At 60.3% G+C, this 14753-nt stretch carries 13 protein-coding genes; 6 read left to right on the forward strand and 7 right to left on the reverse strand.

Translation table 11 applies throughout. From position 1 onward, the window contains the following. Positions 1 to 90 precede the first annotated feature (90 nt). Entirely contained in the window at positions 91 to 798 is a 708-nt protein-coding gene (locus AC13QO_RS14090; RefSeq protein ID WP_085778152.1) for a DUF502 domain-containing protein, read from the forward strand. Positions 799 to 864: 66 nt separating this feature from the next. Here the strand turns inward: AC13QO_RS14090 and recG are convergent, their stop codons facing one another. After that, positions 865 to 2970 carry an ATP-dependent DNA helicase RecG gene (gene recG / locus AC13QO_RS14095; protein WP_488540915.1) on the reverse strand — a complete coding sequence of 702 codons (2106 nt, stop codon included), beginning with the start codon at positions 2968 to 2970 and terminating at the stop codon, positions 865 to 867. Positions 2971 to 3062: 92 nt separating this feature from the next. Here recG and AC13QO_RS14100 point away from each other — a divergent pair, with 92 nt between their 5' ends. The 4 genes from AC13QO_RS14100 to AC13QO_RS14115 all read left to right on the forward strand — a co-directional run bounded on the left by AC13QO_RS14100 (position 3063) and on the right by AC13QO_RS14115 (position 7749). Beyond that, positions 3063 to 3368, forward strand: coding sequence for an FAD assembly factor SdhE (locus AC13QO_RS14100; RefSeq protein WP_085778154.1), 306 nt, complete (start codon positions 3063 to 3065; stop codon positions 3366 to 3368). Next, positions 3365 to 6871: a transcription-repair coupling factor gene (gene mfd, locus AC13QO_RS14105; protein WP_488540916.1), complete on the forward strand. Its 3507-nt coding sequence runs from the start codon at positions 3365 to 3367 to the stop codon at positions 6869 to 6871. The genes AC13QO_RS14100 and mfd overlap by 4 nt, the downstream gene beginning before the upstream one ends. A 12-nt stretch (positions 6872 to 6883) precedes the next feature. Next, the gene (locus AC13QO_RS14110) at positions 6884 to 7351 is read left to right on the forward strand and encodes an OsmC family protein (RefSeq protein WP_488540917.1); all 468 of its coding nucleotides are present in this window, start codon (positions 6884 to 6886) and stop codon (positions 7349 to 7351) included. 65 nt (positions 7352 to 7416) lie between these two features. Next, the gene (locus tag AC13QO_RS14115) at positions 7417 to 7749 is read left to right on the forward strand and encodes a DUF6572 domain-containing protein (RefSeq protein ID WP_488540918.1); all 333 of its coding nucleotides are present in this window, start codon (positions 7417 to 7419) and stop codon (positions 7747 to 7749) included. 33 nt (positions 7750 to 7782) lie between these two features. On the opposite strand, the gene AC13QO_RS14120 is transcribed toward AC13QO_RS14115, so the two are convergent. Genes AC13QO_RS14120 through AC13QO_RS14130 form a run of 3 tightly spaced genes read right to left on the reverse strand, consistent with a single transcriptional unit; the run spans position 7783 to position 10883 of the window. Further along, the gene (locus tag AC13QO_RS14120; protein WP_488540919.1) at positions 7783 to 8340 is read right to left on the reverse strand and encodes a GrpB family protein; all 558 of its coding nucleotides are present in this window, start codon (positions 8338 to 8340) and stop codon (positions 7783 to 7785) included. Between the two features lie 8 nt (positions 8341 to 8348). Then, complete coding sequence (locus AC13QO_RS14125; RefSeq protein ID WP_097601120.1) at positions 8349 to 9020, reverse strand: DsbA family oxidoreductase; 672 nt, start codon at positions 9018 to 9020, stop codon at positions 8349 to 8351. 60 nt (positions 9021 to 9080) lie between these two features. Next, entirely contained in the window at positions 9081 to 10883 is a 1803-nt protein-coding gene (locus tag AC13QO_RS14130; protein ID WP_488540920.1) for an extracellular solute-binding protein, read from the reverse strand. Positions 10884 to 11171: 288 nt separating this feature from the next. On the opposite strand from AC13QO_RS14130, the gene AC13QO_RS14135 reads away from it, so the two are divergent. Continuing rightward, positions 11172 to 11837: an invasion associated locus B family protein gene (locus AC13QO_RS14135; RefSeq protein ID WP_064691599.1), complete on the forward strand. Its 666-nt coding sequence runs from the start codon at positions 11172 to 11174 to the stop codon at positions 11835 to 11837. A gap of 321 nt (positions 11838 to 12158) precedes the next feature. Here AC13QO_RS14135 and hspQ read toward each other — a convergent pair whose 3' ends face one another. The 3 genes from hspQ to AC13QO_RS14150 all read right to left on the reverse strand — a co-directional run bounded on the left by hspQ (position 12159) and on the right by AC13QO_RS14150 (position 14474). Beyond that, positions 12159 to 12488 (reverse strand): heat shock protein HspQ, encoded by a 330-nt coding sequence (hspQ, locus tag AC13QO_RS14140; protein ID WP_097601118.1) that lies wholly within the window; start codon positions 12486 to 12488, stop codon positions 12159 to 12161. 159 nt (positions 12489 to 12647) lie between these two features. Next, positions 12648 to 14057 carry a type I glutamate--ammonia ligase gene (glnA, locus tag AC13QO_RS14145; protein ID WP_085778160.1) on the reverse strand — a complete coding sequence of 470 codons (1410 nt, stop codon included), beginning with the start codon at positions 14055 to 14057 and terminating at the stop codon, positions 12648 to 12650. 78 nt (positions 14058 to 14135) lie between these two features. Further along, positions 14136 to 14474: a P-II family nitrogen regulator gene (locus tag AC13QO_RS14150; RefSeq protein WP_015339877.1), complete on the reverse strand. Its 339-nt coding sequence runs from the start codon at positions 14472 to 14474 to the stop codon at positions 14136 to 14138. Positions 14475 to 14753: the final 279 nt, after the last annotated feature.

Here is a 14753-nt window from a genome sequence, read left to right on the forward strand (position 1 = left end):
CCTCGAATTCTGGCAATTTTGGTGTGCGGACAAGGGGGAAAGGCCGGCGTTCCGGCCTGTCCACGACTGAGATGGAGCTCATCAGGAGAGATGACCGACAACACCCCCAGAATGCCGGTCGCGACCCGGCTGAGGAATAATTTTCTCGCAGGCCTGATCATCTGCGCGCCGATCGCGATTACCATCTGGCTGACCTGGACCTTCATCCACTGGTCGGACAGCTGGGTCAGGCCCTATATTCCGGCGCGCTGGAATCCGGAAAGCTATCTCAATTTCGCCATTCCCGGTTTCGGCCTGCTGACGGCCGTCGTGCTGATCACCGTTGTTGGTTTTCTCGGCAAGAACCTGATCGGCCAGAGCATCGTGGGTTTCGGCGAATCGGTCGTCCAGCGCATGCCGCTGGTGCGCACGATCTATAGAAGCGTGAAGCAGATTTTCGAAACGGTGCTGAAGGAGCAGTCTAACTCCTTTAAGAAAGTCGGCCTCATCGAATATCCCAGTCCCGGCCTCTGGGCGCTGGTTTTCGTGGCCACCGATGCCAAGGGCGAGATCGCTTCGAAGTTCAACGCCATGGGCCAGGATATGGTCGCGGTCTTCCTGCCGCCGACTCCGGTGCCGACCGCTGGTTTCCTCGTCTTCGTGCCGCGCGAGAAGATCGTGCTGCTCGACATGTCGCCGGAAGATGCGGCTAAATTCCTGATCTCAGGCGGGCTCGTGGCTCCTGAAATCCCTCAGTCCGAGCCGAAGCCGAAGCATTTGCCGCGGCCGAAGCCGGTGGCGGTTTCCAAGGCTGATTGATGCATGTCGCCCAAAAGTGTTTAGCGGTTTTGCGATAACGCCATGCATGGCGCGTAGTGGCGCGCTTCATCCTGCTCTCAGAAACCGGATCGCCTCATCTCGGCGGAAGAGATAGAGCAGGGTGCGGATCGCCTGTCCTCTTTCGCTGGTCAGTTCCGGATCGCGCTCAATGAGGTAGGCCGCATCCTTACGAGCAATCTCAAGCAGATCGGCATGCGCCTCGAGGCTGGCAATGCGAAAACCCGGCGTGCCGGATTGCCTTGTGCCGAGCAATTCGCCTTCGCCGCGCAGCTTCAGATCCTCTTCGGCGATGCGAAAACCGTCCTCCGTCTCCCGCATGATCGAAAGCCGGGAATGGCCGGTTTCGCCGAGCGGCCCCTTATAGAGCAGGATGCAGGTCGAAGCCTCATCGCCGCGCCCGACGCGGCCGCGCAGCTGATGCAGTTGCGCCAGGCCGAAGCGTTCGGCATGTTCGATCACCATGATCGTCGCATCCGGCACGTCGACGCCGACCTCGACGACGGTGGTGGCGACGAGAAGGCGGGTCTCGCCGTTCTTGAAGGCCATCATCGCCGCATCCTTCTCCGCGCCGCTCATACGACCGTGGATGAGGCCGATATCGGGACCGAGCGCGGAGACGAGCGTCGCATGCCGCTCCTCCGCCGACATCAGGTCTAGTTCTTCGGACTCCTCGACCAGCGGGCAGATCCAGTAGGCCTTCTTGCCTTCAGCGATCGCCACCCGCAGCCGTCCGACGATTTCGCCTGTTCGTTCCATCGGCACGGTGATTGTCTGGATCGGTTTGCGGCCGGCCGGCTTCTCGGTGAGTTTGGAAACGTCCATGTCGCCGAAGGCAGCCAGCACGAGCGTGCGAGGGATGGGCGTCGCGGTCATGACAAGCATATGCGGCGAGATGCCCTTCGCCGTCAGCCGCAGGCGCTGGTGAACGCCGAAACGGTGCTGCTCGTCGACGACGGCAAGCATCAGGTTTGCGTAACTGACGCTCTCCTGAAATAGCGCATGCGTGCCGATGATGATCTGCGCTGCGCCGGAGCCGATGCGTTCCAGGATGTCTTCGCGTTCGCGCCCTTTGGTGCGCCCGGTCAGCACTTCGATGCCGAGGCCGGCGGAGGCGGCGAATTTCGAGATGGTCGCGTGGTGCTGCCGCGCCAGAATTTCAGTCGGCGCCATCAGCACGGCCTGGCCGCCGGCCTCGATCACCGCCGCCATCGCCATCAGCGCCACCAGCGTCTTGCCGGAGCCGACATCGCCCTGCAGCAGCCGCAGCATCCGCTCCTGACCGGCCATGTCCTTCAGGATCTCGGCGATCGCATCGTTCTGGCTTGACGTGAGCGAGAAGGGCAGCGCCTTCACGATCTTACTGCTGACCGCACCGGTGGCATGCACCGGCTGGCCCGCCACTTTGCGCAGCCTCTGGCGCACCAAGCTGAGCGACAGTTGGCCGGCAAGAAATTCGTCATAGGCAAGCCGCCTTCGGGCAGGGGCCTGTGGATCGACATCTGCGGGATCGCGCGGCTCGTGCAGCATATGAAAGCTGTCACGGATCGACGGCAGACCCTGCTTCTGCGTCAGCGTCAGGTCGATCCATTCCGGCATCTCCGTAAAGCGCGGCAGGGCGGCGTCGATAATCTTGCGCAGCGTTTTCGGCGAAAGCCCCGCCGTCAGCGGATAGATCGGCTCGACGAGCGGCAGGCTTTCGGCCTCCTCCGCTTTGACGATATAGTCGGGATGCACCATCGAGGCGCGGCCGTTGAACCAGTCGATCTTACCGCTGACCGTCACCTCCGCATCGATGGGCAGCTGCTTTTCCAGCCATGCCGCCTGGCCGCGGAAGAAGACCAGCGTCAGCTCGCCGGTCTCGTCGTGCAGGAAGACCCGATAGGGGACATTGCTTTTGCCGCGCGGCGGCACCTGATGCCGATCGACACGTGCGGTGATGGTGACGATCGCGCCCTGCGGCGCCCGGGCGATCCCCGGCTGATTGCGCCGGTCGATCAGCGAGAAGGGTGCGTGAAACAAAAGGTCGATGACCCGGCAATCCTCCGGCGTCTCGCGTCCGAGCAGCTTGACCAGCAGTTCGGCGATCTTCGGGCCGACGCCCGGAAGGCCCGAAACGGGAGAAAACAGCGGATCGAGAATGGCGGGGCGCATGCGGCCAAAATGCGATGAACAATGCCGCCTTGGCAAGGCTGACAACCCGCTTTCGAGGGTCTATAGAGGCGCATCAACAGGAAGGTAATGCCATGACAGGTGTCACGCTCACGAGTGCCGGCCTCGACCCCCGCCGCCGCCGAATCCTTTTCCGCTGCTGGCACCGCGGCATCCGCGAGATGGATCTGGTTTTCGGCCAGTTCGCCGAAGCCGAGCTCGCGACGCTGTCGGAAGCCGAGCTCGACGAGTTCGAAACGATTATGGCCGAAGAGGACAATGATCTGGTCCGCTGGATTATGGGAACCTGGCCAGTGCCTGAGCGTTTCCGGACTCCGATGTTTGCCAGGCTTGCCGCCTACAAGCCCGATTTCGACAAGCCCCTCAGGACGCCGGAATGATCCCTGGTTTTGATGCGAAGAAGCTTGCGGCCATTGCCGAGCCGCTGACGATCGGTAATGTGCCCGCCGGCCTCGAACCGCTGCTGCTCGCCGAGCTTGCCCGAGCGGGAGAGCCGGTGGCCTATGTCATGTCGGACGGCCATCGTATGGCCGATCTGGAACAGATGCTCGGCTTCGTCGCCCCCGACATTCCGGTTCTCATCCTGCCGGCCTGGGACTGTCTGCCCTATGACCGCGTGTCGCCGAGCGCCGATACCTCGGCGCGCCGGCTTGCCGCACTCGGCGGCCTCATCGCCCATCGCAAGAAGCCGCATGCCGCGATCGTGCTCGTCACCGCCAACGCCATGCTGCAGAAGGTGGCGCCGCATGATGTCATCGAAAGCCTGAGTTTTTCGGCCCGTCCAGGCAACCAGCTGCGCATGGATGATCTCGCCGGGCGCCTGGAGCGCAACGGCTTCGACCGCGTCGCGACCGTTCGCGAAGTTGGCGAATATGCTGTGCGCGGCGGCATTCTCGATGTCTTCGTGCCCGGTTCGGAAGAGCCGGTCCGCCTCGATCTCTTCGGCGATACGCTGGAGAGTATCCGCAGCTTCGATCCCGCCAGCCAGCGCACCACCGGCCAGGTGCGCTCCCTCGATCTCAACCCGATGAGCGAGGTGACGCTGACGCCGGATACGATCGGCCGCTTCCGCAAGAACTATCTCTCCGCTTTCGGCGCGACAACGCGTGACGATGCGCTTTATCTCGCCGTTTCCGAAGGCCGGCGCTATCCCGGCATGGAGCACTGGCTGCCGCTCTTCTACGAGAAGCTTGATACCGTCTTCGATTATCTCAGCGGCTTCCGCATCGTTACTGACCACACGGTGCGCGAAGCAGCCGAGGAACGCTCCAAGCTTGTCCTCGACTATTACGACGCCCGCCTCAATTCCGGTCAGCCGGCCAAAGGCCAGATGGCCCAGGGCACGCCCTACAAGCCGGTGACGCCAGGCCAGCTTTATCTCGACAGCAAACTCTTCGCCAAAACCCTCGACGCACTCGGCGCGATCCGCATCAGCCCGTTCAACGAGATCGAGGGTGAGGCAAGGCGGGTCGTCAATGTCGACGCCCGCCAGGGCCAGCGCTGGGCTCGCTCGAATGCCGAAGGCGGAGGGGATGCCGAACGCATCAACATCTTCGACGTCGTCGTCAAGCATGTCGCCGACCGCCGCGCCGCCGGCGCGAAGGTGCTCATCACCGCCTGGACAGAAGGTTCGCTGGAGCGCCTGCTGCAGGTGCTGAACGAACACGGCTTGGAAAAGATCAAGCCCGTCGAGGCGCTGAAGGATCTCGGCTCGCTGGCGAAAGGCGAGGCCGCTGCCGCGGTGCTCAATCTTGAATCCGGCTTCGAGGCGGGCGAGCTCGTCGTCATCGGCGAGCAGGATATTCTCGGCGACCGTATGGTCCGCCGCTCCAAGCGCCGCAAGCGCGCCGCCGATTTCATTTCGGAGGTCGCCGGCCTCGACGAGGGCTCGATCGTCGTTCATGCCGAACATGGCATCGGCCGTTTCATCGGGCTGAAGACCATCGAGGCGGCGGGCGCCCCGCATGCCTGCCTCGAACTGCAATATGCCGACGAGGCCAAGCTCTTCCTGCCGGTGGAAAACATCGATCTTCTCTCACGCTACGGCGGCGAGGGCACCGACGCCCAGCTCGACAAACTCGGCGGCGGCGCCTGGCAAATGCGCAAGGCCAAGCTCAAGCGGCGCCTGCTCGACATGGCCGATGCGCTGATCCGCATCGCCGCCGAGCGCCTTACGCGCCATGCGCCTGTTCTGACGGCGCCGGACGGCCTTTACGACGAATTCGCCGCCCGCTTCCCCTATGACGAGACCGAGGACCAGGACAACGCCATCGACGCGGTGCGTTCCGACCTCGGCGCCGGCCGGCCGATGGACCGGCTCGTCTGCGGCGATGTCGGTTTCGGCAAGACCGAAGTGGCCTTGCGCGCCGCTTTCGTTGCGGCGATGAACGGCGTCCAGGTCGCGGTCGTCGTGCCGACGACCTTGCTCGCCCGTCAGCATTTCAAGACCTTCTCCGAGCGTTTCCGCGGCCTGCCGGTTCGCGTCCAGCAGGCCTCTCGCCTTGTCGGATCGAAGGAGCTGGCGCTGACCAAGAAGGAAGTGGCGGACGGCAAGACTGACATCGTCGTCGGCACGCATGCGCTGCTCGGCGCCGGCATTAAATTCGCCAATCTCGGCCTGCTGATCATCGACGAGGAGCAGCATTTCGGCGTCAAGCACAAGGAGCGGCTGAAGGAGCTGAAGAGCGACGTGCATGTGCTGACGCTGTCGGCGACGCCGATCCCGCGCACGCTGCAGCTCGCCATGACTGGCGTGCGCGAACTGTCGCTGATCACCACGCCACCGGTCGATCGCATGGCGGTGCGCACCTTCATCTCGCCGTTCGACAGCCTAGTTATTCGCGAGACGCTGATGCGCGAGCACTATCGCGGCGGCCAGAGCTTCTATGTCTGCCCGAGGCTTGCCGATCTGGCGGATGTGCACGCCTTCCTGCAGTCCGACGTGCCGGAGCTGAAGGTCGCCGTCGCCCATGGCCAGATGCCGGCCGGCGAACTGGAAGACATCATGAACGCCTTCTATGAAGGCCGTTACGACGTGCTGCTGTCGACCACCATCGTCGAATCCGGTCTCGACGTGCCGACAGCCAATACGCTGATCGTCCATCGCGCCGATATGTTCGGCCTTGCCCAGCTCTATCAGCTGCGCGGTCGCGTCGGCCGCTCCAAGGTGCGCGCTTTCGCGCTCTTTACCCTGCCGGTCAACAAGGTGCTGACGGCGACGGCCGAGCGCCGGCTGAAGGTGCTGCAGTCACTGGATACGCTCGGCGCCGGCTTTCAGCTCGCAAGCCACGACCTCGATATCCGCGGCGCAGGCAACCTGCTCGGCGAGGAGCAGTCAGGCCACATCAAGGAGGTCGGTTTCGAACTTTATCAGCAGATGCTGGAAGAGGCTGTCGCCGAGGTCAAGGGTGTCGACGAAATCCACGATACCGGCTGGTCGCCGCAAATTTCGGTCGGCACCACCGTGATGATCCCCGAGAGTTACGTGCCGGACCTGCATCTGCGTATGGCGCTCTACCGCCGATTGGGCGAGATTACCGAACTCAAGGAAATCGACGGATTCGGCGCCGAGATGATCGACCGCTTCGGGCCGATGCCGATCGAAGTCCAGCATCTCCTGAAGATCGTCTACATCAAATCGCTCTGCCGCACCGCAAATGTCGAAAAACTCGACGCCGGCCCGAAGGGTGTGGTCGTGCAGTTCCGCAACAAGGAATTTCCGAACCCGGCAAATCTCGTCGCCTATATCGGTAAGCAGGGTACGATGGCGAAGATTCGCCCCGATCACAGCCTGTTTCTGACCCGCGACCTGCCGACGCCTGAGAAGCGCTTGCAGGGCGCGGCAGTCATCATGACGCAACTGGCCGAGATGGCCAAGCAATAGAGGGAGACGGCTATGGCGACACATGCCGCGTGGATTGCCTGGCAGCGCAACGGCGAGCTCTTCACCGACAACCGCTACAGCCGCGTCCATCGCTGGACCTTCGACGGCGGCATCGAGGTGAGGGCGTCCTCATCCTCGCATGTGGTTCCGTTGCCCTATTCCGCCGAGGATGCGGTCGATCCGGAGGAGGCTTTCGTCGCCTCGCTCTCCAGCTGCCATATGCTCTGGTTCCTGTCGATTGCCGCCAAACAAGGCTTTTGCGTCGACAGCTACACCGATGCCGCCGAAGGCGTCATGGAAAAGAATGGCGAAGGCCGTCTTGCCATGACCGTGGTGACGCTAAGGCCGCATATCGTCTTCAGCGGCGAGAAGCAGCCTTCGCTCGGCGAGCTCGAAGCCCTGCATCATCGCGCTCATGACGAATGTTTCATCGCCAATTCAGTGAAGACCGAGGTGCGCTGCGTTCCGGTTCTGGGCTGAGCGGTACCAAACCGGCAGCCCCGAAGTTTTATCCTAGGATCTGTTTCGCCTATTGGGTAATCAGAATGTCTCTAGATCAAACGAATGTGGTTGATGCCATCGGTGTAGATGACGCGACAGGCGAGCTGGTGCTCACCATCACGGATCATCTTGAGTGGACGGTAAGAGTTGATGAGCACCTTCCTTTGCTACAAGAAAAGCTCAACAGCTATTTGCGCTTCGTTGAGAGCGGTGAGATGTTGGAGGTATACTCTGACGCCAAAGGCCGGGCAGTGCTGATAGACATCGTATGGAAGTATCCACCTGGCCAGCTGGCTCTAGGATTCTACAATCAAGTTGCACAAATCGTTGAACGAGCCGGAATAAAGATTCAACACCGGTTGTTTAGTGCATATTAGCTACTTAGCGACGAATACCTAGTCTAAACAATGCTAATCGCCGGGCGGTTCGGACCAGCCGATCAGCCTTGCCCAGTCATTGGCGCCGTCCATGATGATGTCGAACACCGGATCCTTGATGTCGTAGTAGAAATCGACGTCGTCTGGAAACCTTTGGGCAAGCCGCTGCTTGATCAGGGCGTAGGCGCTTGCCGCTATCGGATGGGCGCGCAGGAAGTCGCGGCAAAGAAGAGAATATCGCTGATTGAAACGGCCCTTCTCGCGGATGTGCAGATTCGCCGGACGCCCCTTGCTGCGATAGAAGGCTTTGCGCAGGTCGTCTTCGGCCAGATCAAGTTCCGGAGGGCAGTGATCGATGACGATCGGCCTGCGCTCGAAGCCCGCCTCTGCAAATGCATCGGCATCGACGTCAGCGAGATCGTTCACCGTAAGCTGGAGATCGATGATATCCTTGGCTGGAAGCCCGGGAATGGCCGTCGAGCCGATATGATGCAGATAAGCTCCGGCGGGCGCTGCGCCCATGACGGCGCGCTTGAGCGCTGCGAAATCCTCGATCCAACTTTGTCGCGGCTGTTCGATCTCGATTCGCATCGATGGGCTCAGTTCAGCCCCGATCGCGCCTCGGCCTTTGCCTTTGCGATGTCGCGCAACGCGTTCGCCAGCACGTCAGGCGTCTGCGCGCCGCTCACGGCATACTGCTGGTCGAAGATGAAGAAGGGCACGCCGTTGACGCCCATCTCCTGTGCCGCCTTGATTTCGGCGACGATCAGATCGCTATCGGCATTGGACGCAAGCAGCGAGGCGATGACCGACCGGTCGAGGCCAGCCTTCTCGGCGATGTCGAGCAGCACCGCATGGTCGCCGACATTGCGGCCTTCTTCGAAATTCGCCTTGAACAGGGCGGTGACGACCTTGTCCTGCTTCTCGCGGCCTTCGATCATCGCCCAGTGGATCAGCCGGTGGGCGTCGAGCGTGTTCGGGCCGATCTTGATCGCCGCGAAATCGAAGGCGATGCCGACCTCGCGACCGTAGTCGGTCAGCATTTTGTGCGCCTGCGCCACGCGCTCCTCGCCCCCGAGCTTCTCAGCCAGCGCCTTCTTCTGGTCGACGCCTTCCTTCGGGTAGTCCGGATTGAGCCGATATGGCCGCCAGTTGATGTCGACGCCGATCTCGTCCTGCACTTCGGCAATGGCGAGTTCCAGCCGTGCCTTGCCGAGATAGCACCAGGGGCAGACGACATCCGAGACGACGTCGATGGTGATGCGCTCCATGATGATGTTCCTTCTGTGTGTCTCCGGAAGAGACATTGGGCCGAAGTGTTTCGGCCGCTTCTATTGGGCGCTTGTATCCCACCAGACCGGCAGCTGGTAGCCGTAAAGCGGTACCGCGTCGGGATGGCCGATGCGCTTGCTGCGGGCAACCCACTGCTGGTCCATATGGTACAGCGGCAGCACGTAGTGGCTGGATAGCAGCAGCCGGTCGTAAGAGCGCACGGCGGCAGTGAAATCCTCTTTCGAGCGTGCTCGCAATACGTGATCGATCAGCGTGTCGAGATCGGGATCATTGGCGCCGGCAAAGCTATCCTTGCCCTCTTGAGTGCGCGCTGCCGAAGACCAGCGGCCGAGTTGCTCGGTTCCAGGCGACAGCGACGAAGTATAGGACTTGATGATCATGTCGTAATCGAAGCTGTTCGTCCGGCTCTGATACTGCGAATCATCGACTGTGCGAATCGAAGCCGCAATGCCGATCGTCTGCAGCGAACGCTGATAGGCGACGGCAAGCTTCTCCTGGTCGGCATTCTGCGTCATAATCTCGAACGCGAGTTGGTGGCCGGAGGCGTCGACCATCTTGCCGCCCTGGATCGTATAGCCGCCCTGTTTCAACAATCCGACCGCCTGCTTCAGCACGTTGCGGTCACGGCCGGAGCCGTCGGTAAGCGGCAGTTTATACGTGCCGTCTAGAATTTCGGGTGCGATTTTGTCCTTGATCGGCCCGAGCAGGGCAAGCTCGGTGGCATCGGCGGGAACACCGAAGCTCGAGAGTTCGGAGTTCTGCCAGAAGCTCTGGGTGCGCTTGTAGGCGCCGGAATAGAGATTCTTGTTCGCCCATTCGAAATCGAACACCAGCGACAGGCCTTCGCGCACCTTTGGCTCGGCAAAGATCGGCCGGCGCGTGTTGAACACGAAACCGAGCATGCCGCTTGGCAGTTTCGGCGTGAACACGTCCTTGATGACGGCCCCAGAGATGGCCGCCGGGAAATTGTAAGCGTTAGCCCAATGGCCGGGATTGCCGTCGGGATAGAGGTCGACGTCCCCCTTCTTGAAGGCCTCGAACAGCGTTGTATCCTGCAGAAAATACTGAACGGTTATCTGGTCGTAATTGTCGGTCCCCACCTTCGCGGGAATATCCTTGCCCCAGTAGGTTTGATCGCGCTCATATGTGATACTCTCGCCGGGTTTCACCGTCTTCACCTTATAGGGACCGGAACCGACCGGCGGCGTCAGCGACGTACGGTCGAAGCTTTCCGGATCGATCGCATGTTTCGGCAATACCGGGAAAAGGCCGAAAATCAGCGGCGTCTCGCGGTCAGCCTTCTCATTGAAAGTGAAGCGCACGCTGTGTTCGCCAACCTTCTCCATCTTGGCGACGACTTTTAAGCGTTCGGAATAGGGCACACGTCCCTTGTCACGCATCAGCTCGAAGGTGAACATGACGTCCTCCGGCGTCACCGGCTGACCATCGGACCATTTCGCCTTCGGATCGAGGTTGAACTGGATGAAACTCCTGTCGTCGTCCCATTCGACCGTTTCGGCAAGCAGGCCGTAAAGCGTGAACGGCTCATCCCGGGAGCGCTGCATCAGCGATTCGTAGACAAGGTTTCCATATTCCGGATCCCACATGCCGCGCGCCGTCGTGCGCATGCTCTTCAGGATGAACGGGTTGAGGTTGTCGAATGTGCCGACGACGCCATAGGTGATCTTGCCGCCTTTTTTCACGTCGGGATTGACGTAGGGAAAGTGCTTATAGTCAGCCGGCAATGCCGGCCCGCCATGCATTGCTATGCCGTGCAGCGGCTCAGCGGCGACGGTGCCGCACAGCAACGAGAGGACGAGAGGGATGGCGATCCGGAGCATTCGGCGATCCTTGAATTCCGCGAAAAATGGGCATGATTCATGCCGGAGATTAGCATGGGGTCGACCGATTCCAACACGCAGGGGGCATTTCTTTCCGCGGCACATGAAATTGCGTCGCAAATCGCCAAAGAAATGCTGGATATCTTGAACGCTGCGATGTAACAGGTGAACCCGAAGTTTTGGGGTCATGCATTTGCCTTATTTTTCCATGAGGTGGAGTGCCGAACGACCCGATGGTTGGGGCGGCACGTCGCTGCTCTGAACGGATATCAGGAGACGGAATTCGTTATGATGTTCAAGTCTGAAAAGAAAATGCGGGCAGCACTGTCCGTTCTGGCAGTGATGTTCGGCGCCGCTTCGGCTCCGGTCTCCTCCTTCGCACAGGATGCGGCGGCACAGGCTCCGGCCGATGCTCCGGCACAGGCCGCTGGCGCACCGAAGCTTGGCTGGTACAAGACCTGCAGCAAGCAGGAAGACAACGACATCTGTGTTGTCCAGAACCTGATCCTCGCCAATGGCGGCCAACTCGTCACGGCTGTCGGCCTGATTTCGGTCACTGGCAAGATCAACCGCAAGCTCCTGCAGGTCTCGGTTCCCACGGCACGCCTCATTCCTCCGGGCATCAGCATGCAAATCGATGGCGGCAAGGGCCAGAAGCTCGACTACGCCGTCTGCCTGCCGGACAAGTGCACTGCCGAAATTCCGCTGACCGACGCGATGATCGCCAGCCTCAAGAAGGGCAGCGATGTGATCTTCACCTCGATCAACTTCCGCCGCGCGCCGAACCCGATCAAGATTTCGCTCGAAGGCTTCACCGGCGCTTATGACGGCGAACCGGTTTCCGAATCGAAGCTCGCCGAAAGCCAGCGCAGCCTGCAGGAAGGCATGCAGAAGAAGGCTGAAGAAGCCCGCAAAAAGCTGGAAGACGCCCAAAAGGCTGCCAAGGCTCAGTAATCTAGCCGACAGGCTTGAACAAAAACCCGGCTTCGTGCCGGGTTTTTTGTTGGTAATCTCTGCGCTCTACGCGGATAGCCTCACCCTAACCCTCTCCCGTAAGACTGGGAGAGGGGACGTGCCATGCGAGAGTTTGTGGGGGGCGAGGGCTGCGGCATATTCCCTTCTCCCCGCGAGCGGGGATCCGCTGGACGGGTCGAGACGAGTGGTTCGACCCAGGTCGGTGTCGGCAGGCGGATAAGGGGCATCCCCCACCGTAGGCCAAAAGAAAGGCCTCGCCGGGAGATGCGAGGCCTTGTTGATTTCGTCGGTCATCCGCTCCTAGTGGGCGAAGCTCATCTTGGGTTTGAACTGCCCCGACGGGGCCTGATCGAAAATCTGGTAGATCTGAGGGTTGCGAAGCGGCGTGCCGCTTTCGTCATTCACCAAGTTCTGCTCGGAGACATAAGCGACATATTCGCTTTCGTCATTTTCGGCGAGCAGGTGGTAGAACGGCTGGTCCTTGCTCGGCCGCACCTCGGCCGGAATGGAATTCCACCATTCCTCCGTGTTCGCGAATTCCGGATCAACGTCGAAGATCACGCCGCGAAACGGAAATACCTTATGCCGGACCACTTCGCCGATATTGAACTTTGCTAGTCTTTCTTTCATGGTACGACTTCCTTTCATCACCAAATTTGGTGATTGGTGCGGTGCAAATCAAGATTTTTGCACCAGCGCGTCACATGAACGTCATATCCTCCTTCTGGCGTTCATGACCCGGGGAGGTGAAAGCCCCGGCGAACCGGGACTTTCCGTCATTGCGGCCGATCAGGCCGAATAATACATGTCGTACTCGACCGGATGCGGCGTCATTTCGAAGCGCATCACCTCTGCCATCTTAAGTTCGATGAAGGCATCGATCTGGTCGTCGTCGAAGACGCCGCCTGCTGTCAGGAACTTGCGGTCCTTGTCGAGGCTTTCGAGCGCTTCGCGCAGGCTGCCGCAGACGGTCGGGATCTTTTTCAGCTCCTTCGGCGGCAGATCGTAGAGATCCTTGTCCATGGCCTTGCCCGGATGGATCTTGTTCTTGATGCCGTCTAGGCCGGCCATCAGCATGGCGGCAAAGGCGAGATAGGGGTTGGCAGTCGGATCCGGGAAGCGGACTTCGACGCGCTTGGCCTTCGGGTTGGAGCCGAACGGAATGCGGCAGGACGCCGAGCGGTTGCGGGCCGAATAGGCGAGCAGAACTGGGGCTTCATAACCTGGGACGAGACGCTTGTAGGAGTTCGTCGACGGATTGGTGAAGGCGTTGATCGCCTTGGCGTGTTTGATAATGCCGCCAATGTAGAACAGGCAGGTCTCCGAGAGGCCCGCATATTCGTCGCCGGCAAAAGTCGGCTTGCCGCCCTTCCAGATCGACTGGTGCACGTGCATGCCCGAGCCGTTGTCGCCGAAGATCGGCTTCGGCATGAACGTCGCCGTCTTGCCGTAGGCGTTGGCCACCTGGTGCACGACATATTTGTAGATCTGCATCTTGTCGGCGTTGCGCACCAGCGTATCGAACTTGATGCCGAGCTCATGCTGGGCGGCGGCGACTTCATGGTGATGCTTTTCGACCACCACGCCCATCTCGGAGAGCACCGTCAGCATTTCCGAACGCATGTCCTGGGCGCTGTCAACAGGCGGAACCGGGAAATAGCCGCCCTTGACGCGCGGGCGGTGACCGAGGTTGCCGGTTTCATAGTCGGTGTCATCGTTCGACGGCAGTTCGGTCGAATCGAGCTTGAAGCCGGTATTGTAGGGATCGGCCTTGTACTTGACATCGTCGAAGACGAAGAATTCGGCTTCCGGGCCGACAAACACCGTGTCGCCGATGCCGGATGCCTTGAGATAGGCTTCGGCCTTCTTGGCGGTGCCGCGCGGATCGCGGTTATAGGCTTCGCCGGAAACCGGATCGAGAATATCGCAGACGATAACCATGGTCGACTGAGCGAAGAACGGGTCCATATGCACCGTTTCAGTGTCGGGCATGAGCACCATGTCGGATTCGTTAATGGCCTTCCAGCCGCCGATCGAAGAGCCGTCGAACATCACGCCGTCAGCGAACATGTCCTCGTCGACGCTGGCAACGTCCATCGTGACGTGCTGCAGCTTGCCCTTCGGATCGGTGAAGCGCAGATCGACGAACTTGACGTCGTTTTCCTGGATCTGCTTCAGAATTTCGCTTGCGGTCGCCATTAAATACCTTCCTCCAATTTGTGATAACAATGGGTGGGCGCGGTGACGCTATCGGACTTTGCGCGCTTGGCAAAGTGGTCAGATGGCATCGATGCCGGTCTCGCCGGTACGGATGCGGATCACCTCTTCGACGTTGGATACGAAGATCTTGCCGTCGCCGATGCGGCCGGTCTGAGCCGCCTTGCGGATGGCCTCGATGACCGCCTCCGCGTTCTCGTCCGCCAGCACCACCTCGACTTTCACCTTCGGCAGGAAGTCAACGACGTATTCGGCGCCGCGGTAGAGTTCCGTGTGGCCCTTCTGACGACCGAAGCCCTTGGCTTCCGTGACTGTAATACCCTGCAGGCCGACTTCCTGAAGGGCTTCCTTCACTTCGTCCAGCTTGAAGGGCTTAATGATCGCTTCGATCTTTTTCATGAGAAAATGTCTCTCCGCTTCTCCTGTTATGGCAGGGATGTTCCCGCTCGCGGACATGATGCAGATATCGTGCCAGTTTGAAATCCGTCTTATTGAAAAAAGACGTCAATTTTGTCGAAACCGGCGCGTCCGTGGGTGATTTAATGTCGATTTGGTGACGAGAGAGGTGGAAAAACATCGCCGTCGAAGAAAAATTGGCCGAAAACCGAAAAAGTCAGGTTTTCCGTCCACTGCAAAAGCCGGTTGCGAGTCGATTAAAATATAAGCAAATGCACAAAT

The organism is Rhizobium sp. CNPSo 3670, assembly GCF_057784555.1.